The organism is Lutibacter oricola (genome assembly GCF_900106565.1).
Classification (GTDB): domain Bacteria; phylum Bacteroidota; class Bacteroidia; order Flavobacteriales; family Flavobacteriaceae; genus Lutibacter; species Lutibacter oricola.
On record NZ_FNNJ01000001.1, the window covers coordinates 154,452 to 176,222 of the forward strand.

A 21,771-nucleotide genomic window follows, 5' to 3' on the forward strand; every position below is an offset into this window, starting at 1 on the left:
GCGCTCTTATTGTAAGAGCGCTTTTTTTGTTTTAGAACCATTTTTTATATTGCAACCACAATAAAAAATTTATGCAAAAGTTATTTTTACTACTATTTATTTCAACAACAATTTTAACAGCACAAACCAATCCAAATTATTGGCAACAGCATGTAGATTATACAATGAATGTTGATGTAGATGCTGAAAATTATCAATATACCGGAACTCAAAAATTAGTATATACAAATAATTCACCAGATGTTTTAGATAAGGTATTCTATCATTTATATTTTAATGCATTTCAACCCGGAAGTGAAATGGATTTAAGGCTTCAAAATATAGTTGATCCTGACTATAGAATGGTTACTAATATTGGTACTAAAGAAAATCCAATTTACGAAAGTAGAATAGCAAAATTAAAACAAAATGAAATTGGTTTTTTGAAAGTGAAATCGTTAAAACAAAACGGAAAAGAGGTTGATTATTTTGTTGAAGGTACCGTTTTAGAAGTAACTTTAAATAAAGCTATAGAGCCAGGCGAAATAGTAACATTTAATATGGAGTTTGAAGGTCAATTACCTAGCCATATTAGAAGAGCTGGTAGAAATAGCGAAGATGGTATTGCACTTTCTATGGCGCAATGGTATCCAAAAATGGCGGAGTATGATTTTGAAGGTTGGCAAGCGCACCCATATATTGGTAGAGAGTTTCAGGGTGTTTGGGGTAATTTTGATGTAAAAATTTCAATAGATAAAAAGTACACCATTGCTAGTACAGGCTACTTACAAAACCCACAAGAAATTGGACACGGATACGAAGACACTTCAAAAAAAATTATAAAACAACAGCAAGGCAATAAATTAACGTGGCATTTTGTTGCACCTAAAGTTCATGATTTTACGTGGGCTGCAGATGCTAATTATAAACACGATGTTAGAGAAACAAAGTGTGGTGTAACTCTTCATTTCTTTTATAAAAATGAAGGTAAATATAAAAAGGCTTGGAAAGAAGTGCAGCCTTATACAGAGAAAGCTTTAGATTATTTTAATGAACATATTGGCCCGTATCCTTGGAAGCAATATTCTGTAATTCAAGGTGGAGATGGAGGTATGGAGTATGCTATGTGCACTTTATTGGCTGGAGGTGAAAAATTAGGCCATATTGTTGGTACATTATATCACGAGTTGGCGCATTCTTGGTTTCAGCAATTATTAGCTTCAAATGAAAGTAAACACTCGTGGATGGATGAAGGTTTTACTACCTATATTTCAACTTTAGCTTCAAATAAAATAATAAAAAAAGGTTCTGATAAGCCAACAAATGATGATTATTTAGGGTATTTCTATGCCGTAAAAAATAATATTGAAGAGCCTTTAACTACACACGCAGATAGGTTTAATACAAATGTTGCTTTTAGCATTGGTAGTTATACAAAAGGAAGCATGTTTTTAACACAGCTAAATTATATTATTGGTGAAGAAAATACTGCAAATACACTAAAAAAATTCTATTCAGATTTTAAATTTACGCACCCAACACCAAACGATATAAAACGTACTGCTGAAAAGGTTTCTGGCTTGCATTTAGATTGGTATTTAAACGAATGGATTGAAACTGTGAACACAATAGATTATGCTGTTGCAAAAGTTGATAAAAACAGTGTTAAATTAGCTAGAGTTGGACAAATGCCAATGCCAATAGATGTTAGTGTTACTTATGTTGATGGTAGTAGCGAAGATTTTTACATTCCGTTAAATTTAATGCGTGGAGAAAAACCAACTTCAGCAACTATTTTAAAAGATTGGGCTTGGGGAAAACCTACCTATTCTTTTGTCACTAAAAAAGAAATTAAAACTGTAGAAATAGATGTATCAGGTTTAATGGCTGATGTTGATAGGAGCAATAATTTTTTGAATAAATAGAAGCGTTTAGTTATTTTGAAATTGTAAATATAAATTTAGCTCCTTTACCAATTTCAGATTGGACTTTGATTTCTCCTCCACTTTTTTCAACTAAATTTTTAACAGTTGCTAGGCCAATACCATTGCCAGACACTCCAAATTTATCTTTTAATGAAACAACTTCGAAAATTTTGAATATTTGTTTATGGTGCTTAAATTCTATACCTGGACCATTGTCTTGAATATAAAAATTATAAAATAAATCGTTTTCTTGAATACCAATTTCAAGTTCAACTACTTTTTTATTACTATATTTTATAGCATTTGAAATAAGGTTAACTAAAATTTGTTCAATAACAACTCTATTTATGTGAATTTTAGTAAGGTTAGATTTTATATTGATTTTTAAGTTTTTTTCATAAGAGAAAATAGTTTTAATACCATCTATTAATACTGTTAAACTTAAATCAGTTTTTTTCTTTTTTAGGAAATTTTCACTTTTACTATTTTCTAATAAACCATCAATTAATCGAGTTAGTTTGTTTGATGCATTCTCAATTACATTTAACATTGAAACTCCTTTTTTGTCAATTTTTGTTGCGTATTTTTCAGTAAACAATTTTGTTAAACTTGAAATTCCTATTAATGGAGATTTTAGGTCGTGCGCTGTTATTGATGCGAATTTTTCTAAGGTTTTATTTTTTTCTTCTAATATAAAAAGAGATTTTTCCAATTCACTTTTACTTTTTCTAAGGTAAAGTAAATTCATTACTTGATTAGATAAAGCTCTAAGTGTTTTTAGTTGTTTTTTAGTTAAAGATTTAGGTTTGTTATCTATAACACATAATGTACCTAAAGAAAAACCATCAGAAGTTGTTAAGGGAACACCTGCGTAAAAAACAACATTTGGATTTCCTAAAACTAAGGGGTTGTCATGAAACCTTTCATCTATTCTAGCATCTTTTACAATAAATATTTCTTCTGGCTCATTTATGGCGTGAGCGCAAAACGCATGTTCTCTTTTTGTTTCTGTAGCATTGAGTCCGTGGTTTGATTTAAACCATTGTCTATTTTTATCAATTAAACTAATTAAAGAAATTGGTGTATTGCAAATTTCTGAAGCAATAGCTGTTAAGTTATCGTAATCCGATTCTGAAATTGTATCTAATATTGAAAAAGAATTTAATTTATTAATTCTTTCTTTTTCATTTTTAGGAATTTTAGGAGATAACATTTTGTAAATGTATTTAAAAATAACATGTAAATGTAAGGTTTAATTTTAAGAATTAAGTAGTACCCATTTTACACGTCCAACTTCACCAGTATCTAATAAAACTTTTATGCCGTGCGGATGCGTTGGTGATTTAGTTAAAAGGCGTTTTACAAATCCTTCGGTTAATTCGCCAGAACGTTGATGGTGTTTTTGAACAATTTCAACTTCGCTACCTATTTGAATGTTTTTACGGTATTTTCCGCTTAATTTCTCCATATGGCAAATTTAACTTTTTTAGTTATAAACCAATAAATAGAGTTTTAAAAGATTACTATATTTCTATAACTGTTGTATTTGAAATTGTATCGTGCCAACCACCGTTTTCTCCAAATAGAAAAGAAAAAGCATCGAAAGGTATAAAACGACAAATTGAACGTATAAAAATTGTTTTAAAATCTGGTTTGTTTCCAAATTCATCTACAACCTTGGTTTTAGTAACAAATTTTCCAACTGAACGACCAAAAACACCTTCAAAAAACAGAAAATATACCATACCTGCCGTAAATGCAATAATGTAACCAAATGCATTGGTATCGAAGATGTGAGCAGAACTTGGAGAAAAAATAGATATAATAATTCCTAATGAGAAAGCAAATGCAAACGCAAATAAATACAGAAAAAATAAATCGATAATATGATTTACAAATCGTTTAGATTGACTTGCAGATTTATTAACAATAAAATTCTCTTTTGAAGAAGCTTCAATTTTGCTCTTTAATTCTGGGTTTTCAATATAGTTTTCGCAAGTTTTTTCAAAGTCTGCAATTTCATTGGTAAGTTCGCAAATAATTCCTTTATTCGAATCAAAATTTTGGTGGTTACACGCTTTACAAAACGTTAAGTGGTATTCTCTATTCATAAGTTTAGCAATTTTAACTCAAAAGTAGATTAGAGAATTAGAGATTCCTATGATATTTGTCAAATGTGAAATTTATAGTTAGTTTACAAAACCAAAATAGGCAAATATTAACCCAAAAATTAGCACTAATGGGGTTAATATTTTTGTTACGTTTCCATTATTAAATAAAGGCTTAAAAAAAGTGATTGTACTCGGAAATGCTAAAAGTAAAACCCCTTTAATTAATGCTACCCAACCAATTATTGTAATAATTACGGTCCAATTTTTTACCCAATAATTATGATTTTCAACAATAAAAAAGCCAATAATAATGGCAATTATACCACCTAAAATAATATAAGTAGCATCATTTAAAAGTTTAAGAATTACTTTTCGATAGTAATTGCTATTTACAATTAAACCAACACCAAAAGCTAAATAAATAACAGCTATTATTTTTGCTATAAAAATTGAAAGTTCCATAATGTGTACAGTTAACTTTTAAACTAATTTTTGTTTTTTAATAAGCTTGGTTGGTTAAAGTTACAAAATATTTTTTTCTAGAAATAGTTACTTTATTTAAAATAAGATGTTTATTGTTTTTATTTACAATAATTCTTAATGAAACAATTTGTATTTTTGTGCGCACTTAAAATTTAAACTCAACTTTATAATTGGCTAAGGATATTTTTAACTACGAATTTGATTGGAAGAAACTTCTGAAAAAAAAATCAAAGAAAAAGGTTAAGGATGTTTGTTGTGAAAAATATAAAAAGAAGGGTGAAAAAAAATGTAAAAGTTGTCCTAACCGTTAGTGATTTTCTTTAAATCAATAATTTGCAACTTCTTTTTTACAAAAAATAGATGATGTCTAAGAGATTTAAAATATTACTAAAAAAATTCCTTATTTGGAAATATCAACACATTTCCGATAAACAATTTATACGTATTGCAAGTGCAATAATTGGTTTATTAGCAGGTTTAGGTGCCGTATTGTTAAAAAACTTTACACACTGGATCCAGCATTTATTAGAATTAGAATTTATAAAGGATGTGCATATTGCCTTTTTCTTTATTTTTCCATTAATTGGGTTGTTTTTGGTACGTATGATTAAAAGGTATGTGATTAAAAAGAAAGTTGGCCATGGTATACCTTCAACCTTATTTGCAATTTCTAAGCTAAAAGGTATTCTTCCACGGCATCAAATGTGGTCTTCGATTATAACGGCTCCTTTAACAGTTGGTTTTGGAGGTTCGGTTGGGTTAGAGGGTCCAACAGTTGCAACTGGTGCAGCTTTGGGATCTAATTTTGCACGTTTAATGCACTTAAATCAAACTACTAGAACGTTATTAATTGGTGCAGCTGCTGCAGGAGCAATGTCTTCGATATTTAAAGCACCTATTGCAGCAATTGTTTTTGCTGTTGAAATATTTAGTTTAGAATTAACTTTAGCATCAATGATTCCGTTATTGTTGGCATCAATAACAGCAGTACTAACATCGTATTTCTTTTTTGGAGATGATGTATTGCTTCACTTTAATATTGAAGATAAATTTCAATTAAATGATGTGTTTTTTTATGTTTTACTTGGTGTTTTTTCTGCAGGAGTCTCAATTTACTTTAGTAAAATATATTTAGGTATTGGCGCATTTTTTAGAGATTTTAAAGGAGCGCATAAACGATTACTTTTTGGAGGTATTTTATTAGGAGTTATGGTGTTTTTGGTGCCACCATTATTTGGAGAAGGGTATTCAACCATAAATAATATTTTAAAAGGTAATGTTGAAGGTGTTATTTCTAACAATATATTTAATATTGAAGTAGATAACATACTTGTTATAATTGCATTTTTATTAGGCTTAGTTTTGTTAAAAGTAATAGCTACCGCATTAACTTTTGGAGCTGGAGGTGTTGGAGGTGTTTTTGCCCCTACACTTTTTACAGGAAGTATTTCGGGTTATGTTTTAGCTTTAATTATAAACAATAGTAATTTATTTAGTCATCAACTATCATCAACCAATTTTGCAATGGTTGGTATGGCAGGTTTAATGGCGGGTATTTTACAAGCGCCTTTAACAGCTATTTTTTTAATTGCAGAACTTACGGGTGGTTATGAGCTGTTTATACCGTTAATGATTGTTGCTTCAATCTCGTTTTTAATAACTAGATATTATATACCTCATAATTTATATGCAACCGAATTGGCCAAAAAAGGACAATTAATGACGCATAATAAAGATAAGAATGTACTTATGTTAATGGATGTTGATAAAGTTATTGAAACCAACTTTATTATACTTTACCCAGGTATGAATTTAGGTGATATTGTTCAAAAGGCCGTAGTAAAATCTAGCAGAAATCATTTTCCTGTAGTAAATAATGAAAATGAGTTTTTAGGTATACTAAGGTTAGACGATATTAGAAGTATTATGTTTGAAAAGAAACTTTATAAAAAAGTTGAGGCTAGAAGTTTAATGCAAACAGCACCTGAGGTAATTGATTATGATAAGGATACTATGGAAGTAATTATGAATAAATTTAAAAGCACTGCTGCTTGGAATTTACCTGTAATAAAAGATGGAAAGTATCACGGATTTATTTCAAAGTCTAGATTGTTAACAGCTTATAGAAGAAAATTGATAGACGTAACTGCATAAAATTTAATTTAAAAGAAAGAAGATGAAGTATATTATAACAGTAATTTTGATTGCAATTTTAGGTGGTTTAGGCTACGGTTTTTATGTTAAAAGTTCGGGTAACCCTAAGGCTGATGTTGTTATTGGTATTTGCGTATTGGCTATTGCTTTTATATTTATGCCTTTATTTATTTACCATAGGTATAAAAACAAAAATATTGAAGATTTTAAATTCGACAATTACCGAAAAGATTTAGAAGAACACTTAGAAAAAGAAAAAAAGAAAGACGGTTAATTTAAATTTCGTTTTTCAATAAAAAACTTTTTTAATAGCAAGCTACATTCATTTTCTAAAATTCCACTTACAACTTTAGTCTTTGGATGCAACGTTGTATTCATAGCTTTAAAACCTCTTTTTTCTTCGGAAGCACCATAAACTATTTTGCCAATTTGAGTCCAATAACTAGCGCCAGCACACATTTGGCAAGGCTCTAGTGTTACATATAACGTACATTTATTTAAATATTTACCACCTAAAAAATCTGCAGCAGCCGTAAAAGCTTGCATTTCTGCATGAGCAGTAACATCATTTAGCGTTTCAGTTAAATTGTGAGCACGAGCAATAATTTGATCATTCATAACAATTACAGCACCTACAGGAACTTCATTCTTTTCAAAAGCTAGTTCAGCTTCTTGTAAAGCTCGCTTCATAAAGTAATTATCGTCAAACGGATTCATCATAAACCAAAAGTAATTAATTTTAAACAACGAACAATTTAAATATTGTAGTTTTGTAGCAATGCAAAACTTGCTTTCTAAAATATACAATCCAAAGGATTTACGTAAACTTCCGTTAGAACAATTACCAATAGTTGCTAAAGAACTGCGCAATTTTATTATTGATGTTGTGGCAACTAAAGAAGGGCATTTAGGTGCTAGTTTAGGAGTTGTAGAATTAACAATTGCACTGCATTACGTGTTTAACACACCAAATGATTTATTAATTTGGGATGTTGGCCATCAAGCATATGGACATAAAATTTTGACTGAAAGAAGAGATAAGTTTGATACAAATAGGCAGTTTGGTGGAATTTCTGGGTTTCCAAAAATGAGCGAAAGTGAATATGATGCGTTTGGAACGGGACACTCTTCAACATCAATTTCGGCTGCTTTGGGTATGGCTATTGCTTCAAAAATAAAAGGAGATGTAGCTAAAAACCATATTGCTGTTATTGGAGATGCTTCAATTGCTAGCGGTATGGCTTTTGAAGGTTTAAATCATGCGGGTGTTACTGATGCTAATTTGTTAATAGTTTTAAATGATAACGCTATGGGAATTGACCCAAGTGTAGGAGCTTTAAAAAACTATTTTACAAATGTTAAAGCAGGTAAAGCTGTTAGCAAAACCAATATAATTAAAGCATTAAATTTTAATTATTCAGGGCCAGTAGATGGTCATGATTTAAATGCATTGGTTAAAGAGTTAGAACGATTAAAAAATGTAAAAGGCCCTAAGTTTTTACATATTATTACTACTAAAGGAAAAGGTCTAGAGCAAGCAGAACAAGATCAAGTAAAATATCATGCGCCTGGAAAATTTGATAAAATTACTGGCGAAATTCTTCCGAAGAAAAATGTAATACAACCTCCAAAATATCAAGATGTTTTTGGTGATACTATTGTAGAGCTAGCAAGAAAAAACAAAAAAATTGTAGGTATAACACCCGCAATGCCTACAGGCTCATCTTTAAAATATATGATTGAAGAGTTTCCTGATAGAGCTTTTGATGTTGGTATTGCTGAGCAACATGCGGTTACCTTAGCTGCTGGTATGGCTACTCAAGGATTAATTCCTTTTTGTAATATTTATTCAACATTTTTACAAAGAGCATACGATCAAATTATACACGATGTTGCTTTGCAAAATCTACCTGTTGTTTTTTGTATAGATAGAGCAGGTTTAGTTGGAGAAGATGGAGCTACACATCACGGTGTGTTCGATATTGCTTATTTACGAAGCATACCAAATATGGTAATTTATGCTCCAATGAATGAAATTGATTTAAGAAATATTCTTTACACAGCTCAATTAGGTATTAATTACCCGTTAGCAATCCGTTACCCTAGAGGAAGAGGTGTAACCTTAAACTGGAAAAAAGAATTTAAAAAAGTTGAAATTGGGAAGGCTAAAACACTATTTGAAGGAACAAAAATAGCAGTGTTAAGCATTGGTACAATAGGCAATGCAATTAATAGTGTTATTGCCGAATTACCTGAAAATGAGGTAGGTCATTTCAATATGAAATTTATTAAACCACTAGATGAAAAACAGTTACATAGCATATTTAAAAAGTATAAAAATATAGTTACAATTGAAGATGGCACAATTTTTGGAGGTTTTGGTTCATCAATTTTAGAGTTTTCAAGTAAACATAATTATAAAAACAAACCCATTAAGCAATTAGGTATTCCAGATAAATTTATTGAGCATGGAGAAATGAACGAGTTATTAAATGAAGTTTATTTATCTAAAAAACACATAAAAAGTGTATTGTTAGATATTCTTACTGAATAAATAAAGGAATTATTAGTTGGTTATAAAACTAGAAAAAATGAAAATTAAATTAGTTGCACTCCTTACGCTATTAATCAGTTTAAATTCTTTTGCAAATCCTACTTTTAGTAAAGATTCTCTGGCTGTTGTTAAGCCAGATTCTATAAGTCATTGGAAAGTGAAAAACAATGTTAGTTTATTATTTACACAAAACTCATTTGTAAATTGGAGTGCAGGGGGTAATAACTCTATTTCTGGAATAATTAAATTGTATTTACAACGTAACTACAAAAATGAACATACTGTTTGGTCTAATGAGTTAAAAGGAAACTACGGTTTAAACAAAGAAGAATCTAGAGAATTAAGAAAAACAGAGGATAGATTTGAAGTAAACTCTACTTTTGGTTACAGAAAAAATACAGAGTCTAATTGGTATACTTCTGCTAAATTTAACTTTAGAACACAGTTTACCAATGGATATAAATATCCGAATACAGATAAACCAATTTCTAGGTTATTTGCTCCTGCATATTTGTTTCTTGGAGTTGGATCTGAATATTCATCAAAGAAAAAATCATTAAAATTTTATTTATCACCAATAACAAATAAAACAACGTTTGTTTTTAGTGAAGTTTTAGCAGATGAAGGAGCTTTTGGTGTGGATGCAGCAGTTAAAGATGATGAAGGTAATATAATTGAAAAAGGAGAAAAAACTAAAATGGAGTTTGGGACATTGTTAACTGGTGAATGGAAAACTAATGTAATGGAGAATATAAAAATGGCTAATAAGCTTATCTTATATTCAGATTATTTACACGACTATGGAAATGTAGATATTAACTGGGAGATTAATTTTGATTTGACTATTAATAAGCACGTAACAGCAAATGTTGGTTCTCATTTAAGATTTGATGATGATATTTTACATAAAGAAGATGTTGATAATGATGGAACGTTAGATATTTTGGGGCCTAAAGTTCAAATAAAGCAATTATTAGGGGTCGGGTTTTCGTATAATTTTTAATAATATAAAATAAAAAAAAGAGGCTTTTTAAAAGCCTCTTTTTTTATGCATTAATTTATAAAACAGCTATTTATTTTATAATTATTTTCTGTGTTGATTGTTGTTGTTCACTATTAAATTTAGTAATATAAACTCCGCTAGATAAATTAAGATTTAATTGTTTAGTAGAACCATTATTAAAATTAACATTAGTATTGTAAACTTGTTTTCCATTTAAATCGTAGATAACTAGTGTACCTTCTAAAACATCACTTGCTTTAGAAATATTAATTTCTCCGTTAGAAACAGTTGGGTAAAGTTTAACTAAGTTGTTTTTAGTGAAATTATCAACGGCAAGAGTACTTGCGTCAGATGTAAATTGACCTGTAAACATTCCTCTACCGTAAGTAGAAGCTACAACAGTATTGTCTGAAGTTCTTAAATCAAAACTAGTTACTTTAACATCTTTCATTCCGTTTTGAGATCTGTGCCAGTTTGGATTAGCATCATTAAAGTTTTTAGTTCCCCAAACACCTAGTTCAGTACCAATAATTACTTCATTACTATTTAAAGGATTTTGTAAAATGGCTTTTACAGGTAAATCTGGTAAATCATTTTCTTTGTTTAACCAAGTCGTACCTCCATCTTCAGTGTAAAAAATGTTGGTTACACCATAGTTATGGAAAGTAACAAAAATTTCATTAGCATTTTCACCTAATTCTACACAAGAAATACTTCCATAAAACTCATTACCAGTTAATTCTTCCCAACTGCTAAAGGCTGTATTCGCATTAGTAATTTTAAAAAGTTTTCCATTGTCAGTTCCAACAAATAATATTGAACCACCAAATGGAGTATCACCAGGGAATGGAGAAACTTTAAAAGCCGAAGGAGCTCCAGTTAAAAGTGGGTCTGTAACAGTACCTGCAGATGCAGAACTATTACCAAGCGAGTATCTATTAATTTGGTATGTTGTACCAGAAGACCCATTTGTAAATAATACATCTTCAGTACTATCTAGTACCGCTGGGTTTATAAAATTTCCAGTATTTTGGTTGTTTACAATTGTATATTGTTGTGAGCCCGTAGTGTAATTTAAATAATAGAAAACATTGTATACATATGAAGAAATCATATATTCATTGTCTTTATCAATAAAAACATAAGCACCATCTCCACCAGTAACTCTATTTGAACTGTTAACGCCTGCAGAGGCATTATTTATTAAGTGGGATCCATTATCTTGAGCTCCTGCTAATAATTTCTCAGAAGCTTCTTCTTGCCCAATTGCAGCTTTATAAAATTGCGTAGTAATGTAGTTTTTATTTCTTTCAACAAAGGCATTGCTGTTTGTAGCAGCAGTAGAAAGTTTATTTTCACATAAAAACAAACCTCCATCAGTACCTGCAATAGCGGTATTAGAATTTGTTGGATGGAATACAAAAGCATGCTGATCTGCATGAACATAGCTAAATCCTGATCCTGTCCATTCAGAAATTTGAGACCAAATCATTCCAGAACCTACACCTCTAAATAAATCAATTCCACCAGCATATAAGATAGTATCATCACTAGGGTCAACTTCTAACATTAAGTCGTAAAATGCTTGTCCTCTTGTAAAATCATCTGCAGGAACACCTGTACCTTCAGGTAGAGCTAAAGCAGTTGTACTAGTAAATCCATTTTCAGTTCTAAACATTGTAATTGGTACAGGTTCTTCCAATACACCCGTATTAATTTGCGCTAGTACATAAATTTTATTTGGATTAGATGATGAAACTGCAATTTGTGTTCTATCCCCATCTGTAATAGTATGTTTAACGGTAAAATCTCTTCCGTTTGTTGAAGAAAGAATTGTTCCTCCTCCATCACCTTCTAATAGGTCTCCCGTAGTGGCTACCCAAATAGTATTATCAGCACTAATTTCAATATCATTTGGAACGTAAACAGCTCCATCTGCAGTAAGGGGAAGGGAAACTTTAGACCAACTTGTTCCGTTTAAAGAGCGATATAAACCATGTTCTTGAGAACCTAAAATACTTGCAGGACTAGAATCGAAATATCCAGTTTCTCCTACAGCTACATAAACTTCAGAAGTTCCTCCATTATCTCTTATTTTAATATCATTTATATGTTGAATACCTGGAGTAACAAAGTTTCCTTGAAAAGGAGAGTCTGTAGCTTCTAAAGTTACGTTTACACCACTAGAAATTTGAGCAATAATTGCTTCCCCTTCATCTTTAGCTATCATAACAGTTGGAATTGTAATACCAGCATCGTCACCACCTAAAGAAATTGGCGACCCACCAACATTGTTAACTACTAATACAGCAATTGCTCCAGCAGTTTGTGCAAAGTTTACTTTTTCAACAAACGTACAATCTCCACGTCTAACAACAGCAATTTTGCCTGTAAGGTTATTTGTAATAGCTGTACAAGCATCAGAATCTCCAGTATTATCAATTGCTAATATTAAATCGTCCGTTATTGTTGTTAAATCAGGTCCAAAAGCAGCTGTAGTAATTACATATTCACCAGCAATTGACCCAGGTGAGTTTACAGTAAGTTTAGCGTTAGATTCAAAAGTAGTTTCGCCAGTTACACCACCAAAAGCTTTTGTCCAAGTAACACCAGCATCTGTAGATTTCCATACACCATTACCATTAACATCTCCTTGAACATACGATTCTCCTGTACCAACATAAAAAGTAGTTGGCGTATTTGGGTCGTAAGTAATACAGCTAATAGCTAAATTATTTGGCATATCAACTAAACTCCAAGCAGATGATGCACTAGTAATATCATTATTAACCCATAAACCACCACTAACTCCACCTGCAAATACTCTTTTATGCGTAGAATCATTAGGGTCGTACATTACGGCTCTTGTTCTACCACCAACATTGTTAGGGCCTCTTTCTTCCCAAGCTAAGCCATTTTCTCCTGGTACTTTGTTTGCATTTAAAGTTTCTTGTAATTTAAATAAGCGCTCTGGGTGTGGTTTTCCTGTAGCAGGATCCATGTTTAATTCCCATTCACGCTCGTAATATTTGTTGGGAGATAACCCCATTGCTTTTCTTTCTTTTTTAGAAAGTAAAAGAGTTTTTTTAAAAGGACTGTTTTTTAAGAAATACTCGTGTTGTTTTCTTAACTCAGCCATTTTACCATTGCTAGATTCTTGTTTTTTGTTAAAAACAAATAAACCTATACCTAGTATTAAGCATAAACCTAATAGAAAAGTAATTTTGTTTTTCATGTTATTATAAATTGAATTGAATAACACAAATATACGTTTTCGTAATTAAATGACTGTTTTATTATAAATTATATGGTATTTAGCTGTTAATTTTTTTATATAATTGAAAAGCATAGCCATCTGTTAAACTTGCTACAAAACCACAAATTGTTATAAGTCTATCATACAAATTATCTTTTGGAAGTTGTAAACTTTCTGGAAGTAAGTTAATTATAAGCTTATCGTAATTAGACATTGTATTGTTATACTTATTGTTTGAAGCGTTTAGAAACACATCTAAAAGTTTTGAAATAATAGAATATCCAACAATTTCTTTTTCAACAACTTCTCTACATCTATATATTTTTTCGACACTAATTTTAATAATGTCGTTTATTTGAGCTTCATATTTGCACTTGTCTAGAAGGGAATAGGGGTATTCACCTTTTAAAATTGCATCTTCGTTTTCAAGAAAAATGGTTGCAGCTTCATTAATTAATGTTCCAATTGCTAAGGCTCTTAAATAACTAAGTCTATCTTTTTTATATTGAAGTTGATGATACTTTTTAATATCTATAGTATCTTTTACTAATTTTATAAGGTATTCTAAAGCAAACTCTTCATCAATTAAGCCAAGGTTTATTCCATCTTCAAAATCTATAATAGTGTAGCAAATATCATCTGCAGCTTCAACTAAATAAGCTAATGGGTGTCTTTTATATGCAATATCTCCATTTTTTCCTGTTGAAATTAATCCTAACTCATTGGCTATTTCATTAAAATATGGAACCTCGGATTGGAATATACCATATTTTTTATCTGCAATATTTGATGTTGGTTTTTTCGGTAAAGATTCTTTTGGGTATTTTATAAATGCACCTAAAGTAGCATACGATAATCGTAAACCACCTATAGAACCTTGTTTACTTTGTGTTAAAATTCTAAATCCGTTGGCATTTCCTTCAAAATCAATTAAATCTTGCCATTGTTTATCGGTTAAATGCTCTTTATATTTTTGCCCTTTGTTGTTTGCAAAATACTCACCAATTGCTTTTTCTCCACTATGACCAAAAGGAGGGTTTCCAATATCGTGTGCTAAAGCTGCTGTGGCAACTATAGCACCAAAATCATTCATTTTATAACCGTGTTCAATTAAATTACTGTGTTTTTCTAATACTTTTTCACCAACATTTCTACCTAAAGATCTGGCAACAACACTTACTTCTAGACTATGAGTTAAACGAGTATGAACAAAATCTGTTTTAGATAATGGTACAACTTGTGTTTTATCTTGAAGACTTCTAAAAGAGTCAGAAAAAATAATACGGTCGTAATCTACTTCAAAACCTAATCGAGTTTCGTTTTGATTTATTCTTGGTCTTGGTTGTGTATCTCCATGTCTTTTAAGAGATAATAATTGAATCCAGTTCATAATTTATTTCAGAAATATTAAGTATCGCAATATACTTAAATTATAATTTTAGTTAAGGGAATAAATTTAACAATTGAGTTACATAAGTGTAAAGCTATAATAACCTTTAATTAACATTGAGAATAGATATTTGTAGCATAAAAAATAATAGTAGTTATGAGGTTTTTAGTTGTTTTATTTTTAATGGTAAGTACGTTTTCATTTGGTCAAACATTTGAAATGGAATCTTTAATTAAAGAAAACACAAACGGTGTACTACAAGGTGTTGTTCTAGATAACGAGGTTAGTAACGAGCCTTTGGCTTTTGCCTCTGTAACCATTAAGGAAACAAACACTACAATTAAAACAGAGTTAGATGGTACTTTTTCATTTAACTTAAAGCCAGGTTTTTATACATTGGAGTTTAGTTTTATTGGTTACGACTCTGTTGTGGTTAGTAAGATTGAAGTAAGCTCTAATTTAACTACAGTAAAAAATCAAAAATTAAAAGCTTTAGAGGTAAGCTCAATGTCTTCGATTACGCTTTCAGAAAAATAACCGAAAAATGCTAGTAACGTTTAATTAACGTTATAATTAAGTTTTTATAAACACGGGTTAACTTTTCATTTACGTTGTAACAGTTTCTTTGCAGCAAGAAATTAAAACAAAAAATGAAAAGAATAATAACAGCAATTTTGATCCTTATAAGTGCGGTTGCATTTAGTCAATCAAAAGGACTTATTACCGGAACAGTTTATGATAAAGAAGCTGCAAACGCACCATTACCATTTGCCAATGTATTTATTAAAGATACTACCATTGGGGTAACTACAGAGTTTGAAGGAACTTATACTTTACAAGTAGACCCTGGAACATACACTTTGGTATTCAGTTTTATAGGTTATCAAACTATAGAAGTACCAAATGTTGTTGTAACAGCAGATGGGAATACGGTAATTGATAAAACATTAAATGCTAGTCAAGGAGTTTCTTTAGATGAGGTACTTATTACAGGTACTACTAAAAAAGAATCTGAAACTGCTTTGTTAACGGAGCAAAAGAAAGCTGTTGAAATTAAGCAAAGTATTGGTGCTGATGAGTTAAATAGAAAAGGTGTAAGTGATGCAGCTGCTGCAATTACAAAAATATCAGGTATTTCTAAAGAAGGTTCGAGTAATGTATACGTTCGTGGATTGGGAGATAGATATTTAAATACTACTTTAAACGGTTTATCAATGCCTTCTAATAACATTAATAAAAAGAATATAGATTTAAATTTATTTTCTTCAGATGTTATTCAAAATGTTTCTGTAAGTAAAGCATACGCTGCTAATTTTTACGGAGATTTTGCTGCAGGTAATGTAAATGTTACTTCAAAAGAGTTTACAGGCGATAGCTTTTTAGATGTATCGGTTTCTACAAGTGTTAACACAAATGCAGCTGATAAAGATTTTGTAAAAAGTGATGGAACTGGATTTTTTGGGTTCTACGGTAGATACGAACATAATCCTTATGCAGTGGTATTATCTCACGGTGTTGATCCAATTTCTGCACAAACGCCAATTAATACGGGTGTAAGTTTATCTGCAGGAAAATCATTTGATGTTGGTGATGCAGGAAGGTTAAGTTTATTTATAACTGGAAGCTTTGATAATAATTATACTTTTTTTGAAGGTAGAGAAACTGATTATACAAATGTTGAGAAAAAATCTTTTCCAAATGTAGATCGTTACAATTACTCAACTAATTCTACAGTAATGGGAAGTGCTATTTATAAAATTAACGATTTCAACAAAATATCTTATAACTCATTATTTATTAATAGTTCTAGTGATGAGGTTGGTTACTATGGTGTAAAAGGTTTAGGATCTAATCGTGATGCTCGAATTGATACAGATGCTGGTTTTTACCAAATGAATGTACAATTTAATCAAGATTTAGTATTTGTAAACCAATTATTAGGAGAACATACGTTAGTTGAAGATAAATTGGAACTAGATTGGGGATTAGGTTATAACAATGTGTACTCTCACGAACCAGATAGAAAAAGAATTTCTTTAGAGGAATATTACAACCATTTAGATAGTGATCCAAATACATATGCAACTTTATACACAAATAACTCTTTTGACAACCAACGTTATTTCGAAAAAATTATAGATGAAGAATTAAATGGTCGTTTTAATTTAAAGTATACGGTTTCGGATGATTTTAAATTAAACTTTGGAGCAAACCATAGAGCAAAGGAGCGTAATTTTAAGAATATTAGATACGGTTACAAAAACATTGATAGTTCTTTTAATGTAGACCCTAATAATTTCAACGCAATTTTTAATTACAATAACTGGGCAGATGGATTGTATGATACTGATGTGTTTAAAGCTTTATATCCTGAAGGTGAAGGCGTATTTCATATAGGGCCAACAAATTTTCCTGGTAAATACGAGAACACCTATAAAGGAGAGTTAGAAACCTATTCTATGTATACTTCAGCAGAAATTAATTTAGGCGAAAAATGGTTAATAGTTCCAGGTGTAAGATCTGAATGGTTTAGCCAAACAATTAACTACGATGTTGTAAACTTAATTAAAAACCCGGGAGTTGCTGAGGTAACCGAAGAGTTGTTATTACCAACATTAAATGTAAAATATGCGCTGAATGATGATATTAACTTACGTTTTTCAGTTAGTAATACAGTTTCATTTCCAGAATTTAAAGAAATGGCGCCTTATGTATACGAAAGTGTAACACAAAGAATTGGTGGTAATCCAGATTTATTAGGTCATCAAGAAGGTGTTAACTATGTAAATGTTAAAGATGTTTCTTACTCAGATATTTTAAATGTAGATTTTAAATTCGAATGGTTTGTTTCAAGAGGTGAAATTATTTCATTAGGTGCATTTGCAAAAGAAATTAAAGATCCTGTAAACTTAGTTGTTGCAAATGATGCAACAGGTACTCAACGTTTTTTTAGAACTGGAGATAAAGCAAAAGTATATGGTGTTGAGGTTGAAGTGAAAAAAGATATTTTAATGAATGAAGATGATGAAGCTAAATTATCTGGAGGTTTCAACATTTCTTATATGCATACAAAACAAGACTTATTTAATACAATTCAAGGTACATACAGTACAGCATTTAATAGAGATAGTGATGAGCTTCAAGGAGCATCTCCGTTATTAGTAAATGCAGATTTAAACTTTAGACCAAATTTTGGTGAAAAGGTTGAGCCAACAATAAACTTAGTAGCCAACTATTTTTCTGATAGAATTTTCGCATTAGGTTCTGGTCAATTAGGAAACAAAATAGAAAAAGGATTTGCAACATTAGATTTTGTTTGGAAAAATAAAATTGGAGAGAAAACTGAAATAAACTTCAGTGCAAAAAACATTTTAAATCCAGAAATAGAAATTTTCAGAGAATTATCTAATAACCAAGAAGTAGTATTAGAAAGCTACAAAAAAGGTTTAAACATAGGCCTTCAATTCAAATATAACTTTTAAAACAAAATATGAACATTAATAATTTAAAAACGATGAAGAATACATTTTTAACTTTGGCTATAGCTTCAGCATTATTTATCTCTTGTGGAGAAGATGACACAGCTGATATTATTATCAACAACACAGACAATTCAGTAACAAACACTACTACAGGAGGAACAACTGATCCTAATGCAAGTGAAAAAATAAGCATTTCAGGAGTTCAGTCAAGTGACTTATTATTAGAGGCTAAAAATGAATACACTTTAACAGGTGCATTAGTAATGGAAGCTGGTACTACTTTAACTATTGAAGAAGGTACTGTAATTAAAGCGCAAGCTTCAGGATCTGATGTGTATATTGCAATTGCACAAGGAGCAAAAATTGTTGCAGAAGGAACTAAAGATAAGCCAATTATTATGACATCTAACTCTACTGCACCTAAAGCTGGTGATTGGGGAGGATTAATTATTTTAGGAAAAGCACCTATTAACTCTGTTGCTACTGGAACTTCAACTTCAGAAATTGGAAGTTTACCTTACGGTGGAACTGACGCTACTGATAACTCAGGTACACTTCGTTACGTACGTGTTCAATATTCAGGTGGTAAAGCTGATGGACAGTCTGAAAACAACGGATTTTCTTTTTACGGTGTAGGAAGTGGAACTACTGTTGAGTACATTCAAATGTTTGAAGGTTTAGATGATGGTTTAGAATTTTTTGGAGGTACAGTTAACGTAAGTTATGTTTCTGTTGTAAACGCTCAAGATGATTCTATTGACTGGACTGAAGGTTACACAGGTACTATTATGAATGCTTATGTTATGCACGGAGCCGACCACGATAAAGCTTTTGAATGTGATGGTTATAATACTGATATAGGTAACAACTCAAGCCCTAAATATTTTTCTGCACCAAACGTAACAAACGTTACTGTAGACGGTTTCGAAGGTGAAGCAATTAGATTAAGAGCTGGTACACAAGGAATTTTTACAAACGTTGTAATAAACAACTTTGAAGAAGGATTCGATTTGGATGGAGATACTTCTGATAACCCAACAGGACAAGGAGTTATTGATGATGTATTACAAGTTAACAATGTTACTTTTAATACTGTAACTGTTAAATTAAAAAACGATACTGGTTTTTCTTTTACTGAAGCTGATTTTATTTCAGGTGATGGAAATGGAACAGGAACTGATTATGCTACTTGGGGAGCTGGTTGGACTGTTGAGTAAACTATAAAATATAATTGTTGTTATATAAATAAAAAAGGGATGCTTTAAGCATCCCTTTTTTTATAAGCACTATTTAAAAGAATGAGATTTGTGCTAATTAATAATAATGTCTTTAGTTTCTACATTAACCACTTTGTTATTTTTATAAGTAACTAAGTTAACTTTGTCTTTTTTAATAAAACTCCAAGTACCTTCTTTTTTACCGTTTTTGTAATTCGCAATAATCGTTTTAGATCCGTTTACGTCGTAATTGATCCAAGTACCATGTAACTTACCAGATTTATTAAAGAAACCTTCACGTTCAACTATATTTGCATTATCTGCAAAGTAATAAGTTGCTTTTGTTAAATCGTTATCAATTTTTTTGAAGTCTACTTTTTGTTCTTGAGCAAATGTTGTAACACAAAATAATAATACAACTAATTTTAATAATGTTTTCATGTCTATATGTTTTTTAAGGTTATTTTTTTAGTTTTTAATAATACTCAAATATAGTAGGTTTACATTAAAATTACAGTTTCTTAACATTAAGTTTACATTAAATTTTTTAAAAAATCACTTAAAAAACTGATTATCAACACCTAAAGTTTAGTGTTGAAAGGCGCTTAAAATTTGGATATTTAAAATATTAACATTAGAGTAACAATAAAAAGGGTGTTTAAATCTTAATATTTAGATAATATTTAGTTTAAATTAAATTAAGATTATTATGTAATATTTGTTTTTCTCATATAGAAGATATAACATTTCATAAATATCGTTTTTGTCAACAATACATTGAAATGAAAAAGACCACCATTATTTGGTGGTCTTTTATTTTAATAAAAATTAAAATGTTAGTTTACTATTAAATATGTTTAAAGAATAGATTAAAAAACACTCCTTTTAATTATAAGTTAATCATTAAGAAACATTAACTTAACATTAAAATGAGTTCTTTGCAGCGACAAAAACGAAACAACACTATTTATGAAATTCAAAGTATTACTAATTATGTTATGGCTTTTAGCCGTACCATTAACTTATTCTCAAGAAGCAAATGCTTCAAAATTTGGAAAAGGTCTTTTTAATTTAAAAGGTGAAAATGACAGCTGGAGTATGAAAGTTGGTTTACGTATGCAACTTTTAGGAACTTCTAACTGGGAAGATGGAGGCAAAAGCGAAGCAAATTTTTTAACTAGAAGAGCAAGGTTAAAATTTGATGGTTTTGCATACAGTCCAAAATTAAAATACAAAATTGAATTAGGCTTATCTAATAGAGATCAATCTGGAGCTTCAGAATATACAAGTAACGCGCCACGTTATATTTTAGATGCACAATTAAAATGGAATTTTTACCAAAATTTTGAATTGTGGTTTGGTCAAGGTAAACTTCCAGGAAACAGAGAGCGAGTTATTTCATCAGCAAATTTACAGCAAGTAGATAGATCTTTATTAAATAAAAGGTTTACTATAGATCGTGATTTTGGAGTTCAATTGAGACATAAATTTAATTTAACGGATAAATTTGTGGTAAAAGAAATATTTTCAGTAGCACAAGGAGAAGGTAGAAATATTACCTCTGGAAATCTTGGAGGTCACCAGTATACTGGGCGTGTTGAGTTATTTCCTTTTGGAAGTTTTGCTGGTAAAGGAGATTATAAAGGAGCTGATTTACAACGTGAAGCTAAGCCAAAATTAGCTATTGGAGTAAGTTATGACCATAATAACAATGCTGTTAAAACCAGAAGTAATCAAGGTTCTTATATGGAAACTGATAATGGTTTTTTTGAAACAAATATTAACACTTGGTTTATAGATGCAATGTTTAAATATCAAGGGTTCTCTTTTATGGCTGAATATTCAGATAGAACAGCAGATGACCCATTTGCAAAAAACTCTGACGGTACTTTAACTGGTGATGTGGTTCAAGTAGGAAACGGATTAAATTTACAAACAGGATATTTATTAAATAATGATTGGGAAGTTTCTGGTCGTTATACAAACATTGAGTTAGATAAAAATATTACAGGAAAAAATCAAGAGAGCCAATATACATTAGGACTTTCAAAATACATTGTTGGTCATAGTTTAAAGGTACAAACCGACATTAGCCATTTAGAAATTGATGGAGGTAATAACGAACTGTTATATAGGCTACAAGTAGATATTCATTTCTAAGAGCTTAAAACTGAGTAATAAAAAAGGTCGCTATATGTTTATATAGCGACCTTTTTT

17 protein-coding genes are annotated in these 21,771 nt (G+C 30.4%); 9 read left to right on the plus strand and 8 right to left on the minus strand.

The window, feature by feature from the left end:
• The first annotated feature begins 71 nt into the window (after positions 1 to 71).
• Positions 72 to 1,904, plus strand: coding sequence for a M1 family metallopeptidase (locus BLU40_RS00665; RefSeq protein WP_090118683.1), 1,833 nt, complete (start codon positions 72 to 74; stop codon positions 1,902 to 1,904).
• 10 nt (positions 1,905 to 1,914) lie between these two features.
• Here the strand turns inward: BLU40_RS00665 and BLU40_RS00670 are convergent, their stop codons facing one another.
• From BLU40_RS00670 to BLU40_RS00685, 4 genes are all read right to left on the minus strand, one after another.
• On the minus strand, positions 1,915 to 3,117 hold the full coding sequence (locus tag BLU40_RS00670; protein WP_090118685.1) for a sensor histidine kinase: 1,203 nt from the start codon (positions 3,115 to 3,117) through the stop codon (positions 1,915 to 1,917).
• A gap of 45 nt (positions 3,118 to 3,162) precedes the next feature.
• Positions 3,163 to 3,372 (minus strand): YwbE family protein, encoded by a 210-nt coding sequence (locus BLU40_RS00675; RefSeq protein ID WP_090118687.1) that lies wholly within the window; start codon positions 3,370 to 3,372, stop codon positions 3,163 to 3,165.
• Positions 3,373 to 3,427: 55 nt separating this feature from the next.
• Positions 3,428 to 4,015, minus strand: coding sequence for an RDD family protein (locus BLU40_RS00680; protein WP_090118690.1), 588 nt, complete (start codon positions 4,013 to 4,015; stop codon positions 3,428 to 3,430).
• 78 nt (positions 4,016 to 4,093) lie between these two features.
• Complete coding sequence (locus BLU40_RS00685) at positions 4,094 to 4,477, minus strand: hypothetical protein (RefSeq protein ID WP_090118692.1); 384 nt, start codon at positions 4,475 to 4,477, stop codon at positions 4,094 to 4,096.
• A 384-nt stretch (positions 4,478 to 4,861) separates the two neighbouring features.
• Here BLU40_RS00685 and BLU40_RS00690 point away from each other — a divergent pair, with 384 nt between their 5' ends.
• Both BLU40_RS00690 and BLU40_RS00695 read left to right on the plus strand, forming a co-directional pair.
• Positions 4,862 to 6,652 (plus strand): chloride channel protein, encoded by a 1,791-nt coding sequence (locus tag BLU40_RS00690; protein WP_090118694.1) that lies wholly within the window; start codon positions 4,862 to 4,864, stop codon positions 6,650 to 6,652.
• 22 nt (positions 6,653 to 6,674) lie between these two features.
• Entirely contained in the window at positions 6,675 to 6,926 is a 252-nt protein-coding gene (locus tag BLU40_RS00695; RefSeq protein WP_090118697.1) for a hypothetical protein, read from the plus strand.
• On the opposite strand, the gene BLU40_RS00700 is transcribed toward BLU40_RS00695, so the two are convergent.
• Positions 6,923 to 7,372, minus strand: coding sequence for a nucleoside deaminase (locus BLU40_RS00700; RefSeq protein ID WP_090120266.1), 450 nt, complete (start codon positions 7,370 to 7,372; stop codon positions 6,923 to 6,925). The genes BLU40_RS00695 and BLU40_RS00700 overlap by 4 nt on opposite strands.
• 58 nt (positions 7,373 to 7,430) lie before the next feature.
• On the opposite strand from BLU40_RS00700, the gene dxs reads away from it, so the two are divergent.
• Both dxs and BLU40_RS00710 read left to right on the plus strand, forming a co-directional pair.
• On the plus strand, positions 7,431 to 9,206 hold the full coding sequence (dxs, locus tag BLU40_RS00705; RefSeq protein WP_090118699.1) for a 1-deoxy-D-xylulose-5-phosphate synthase: 1,776 nt from the start codon (positions 7,431 to 7,433) through the stop codon (positions 9,204 to 9,206).
• A 37-nt stretch (positions 9,207 to 9,243) separates the two neighbouring features.
• The gene (locus tag BLU40_RS00710) at positions 9,244 to 10,209 is read left to right on the plus strand and encodes a DUF3078 domain-containing protein (protein ID WP_090118702.1); all 966 of its coding nucleotides are present in this window, start codon (positions 9,244 to 9,246) and stop codon (positions 10,207 to 10,209) included.
• 70 nt (positions 10,210 to 10,279) lie between these two features.
• On the opposite strand, the gene BLU40_RS00715 is transcribed toward BLU40_RS00710, so the two are convergent.
• Both BLU40_RS00715 and BLU40_RS00720 read right to left on the minus strand, forming a co-directional pair.
• Positions 10,280 to 13,444 carry a T9SS type A sorting domain-containing protein gene (locus BLU40_RS00715; protein WP_090118704.1) on the minus strand — a complete coding sequence of 1,055 codons (3,165 nt, stop codon included), beginning with the start codon at positions 13,442 to 13,444 and terminating at the stop codon, positions 10,280 to 10,282.
• Positions 13,445 to 13,523: 79 nt separating this feature from the next.
• The gene (locus BLU40_RS00720) at positions 13,524 to 14,855 is read right to left on the minus strand and encodes a deoxyguanosinetriphosphate triphosphohydrolase (protein ID WP_090118706.1); all 1,332 of its coding nucleotides are present in this window, start codon (positions 14,853 to 14,855) and stop codon (positions 13,524 to 13,526) included.
• 156 nt (positions 14,856 to 15,011) lie between these two features.
• Between BLU40_RS00720 and BLU40_RS00725 the strand changes: the two genes are divergently transcribed.
• The 3 genes from BLU40_RS00725 to BLU40_RS00735 all read left to right on the plus strand — a co-directional run bounded on the left by BLU40_RS00725 (position 15,012) and on the right by BLU40_RS00735 (position 19,554).
• On the plus strand, positions 15,012 to 15,392 hold the full coding sequence (locus BLU40_RS00725; protein ID WP_090118708.1) for a carboxypeptidase-like regulatory domain-containing protein: 381 nt from the start codon (positions 15,012 to 15,014) through the stop codon (positions 15,390 to 15,392).
• Positions 15,393 to 15,505: 113 nt separating this feature from the next.
• The gene (locus tag BLU40_RS00730; protein ID WP_090118709.1) at positions 15,506 to 18,337 is read left to right on the plus strand and encodes a TonB-dependent receptor; all 2,832 of its coding nucleotides are present in this window, start codon (positions 15,506 to 15,508) and stop codon (positions 18,335 to 18,337) included.
• A gap of 32 nt (positions 18,338 to 18,369) precedes the next feature.
• Positions 18,370 to 19,554, plus strand: a complete 1,185-nt coding sequence (locus BLU40_RS00735; RefSeq protein WP_090118711.1) for a multidrug transporter — start codon at positions 18,370 to 18,372, stop codon at positions 19,552 to 19,554.
• Between the two features lie 93 nt (positions 19,555 to 19,647).
• Here the strand turns inward: BLU40_RS00735 and BLU40_RS00740 are convergent, their stop codons facing one another.
• A complete protein-coding gene (locus BLU40_RS00740) occupies positions 19,648 to 19,995 on the minus strand; it encodes a toxin-antitoxin system YwqK family antitoxin (protein WP_090118714.1) in 348 nt (115 codons plus the stop codon).
• Between the two features lie 528 nt (positions 19,996 to 20,523).
• Between BLU40_RS00740 and BLU40_RS00745 the strand changes: the two genes are divergently transcribed.
• On the plus strand, positions 20,524 to 21,714 hold the full coding sequence (locus BLU40_RS00745; RefSeq protein WP_090118715.1) for a porin: 1,191 nt from the start codon (positions 20,524 to 20,526) through the stop codon (positions 21,712 to 21,714).
• Positions 21,715 to 21,771: the final 57 nt, after the last annotated feature.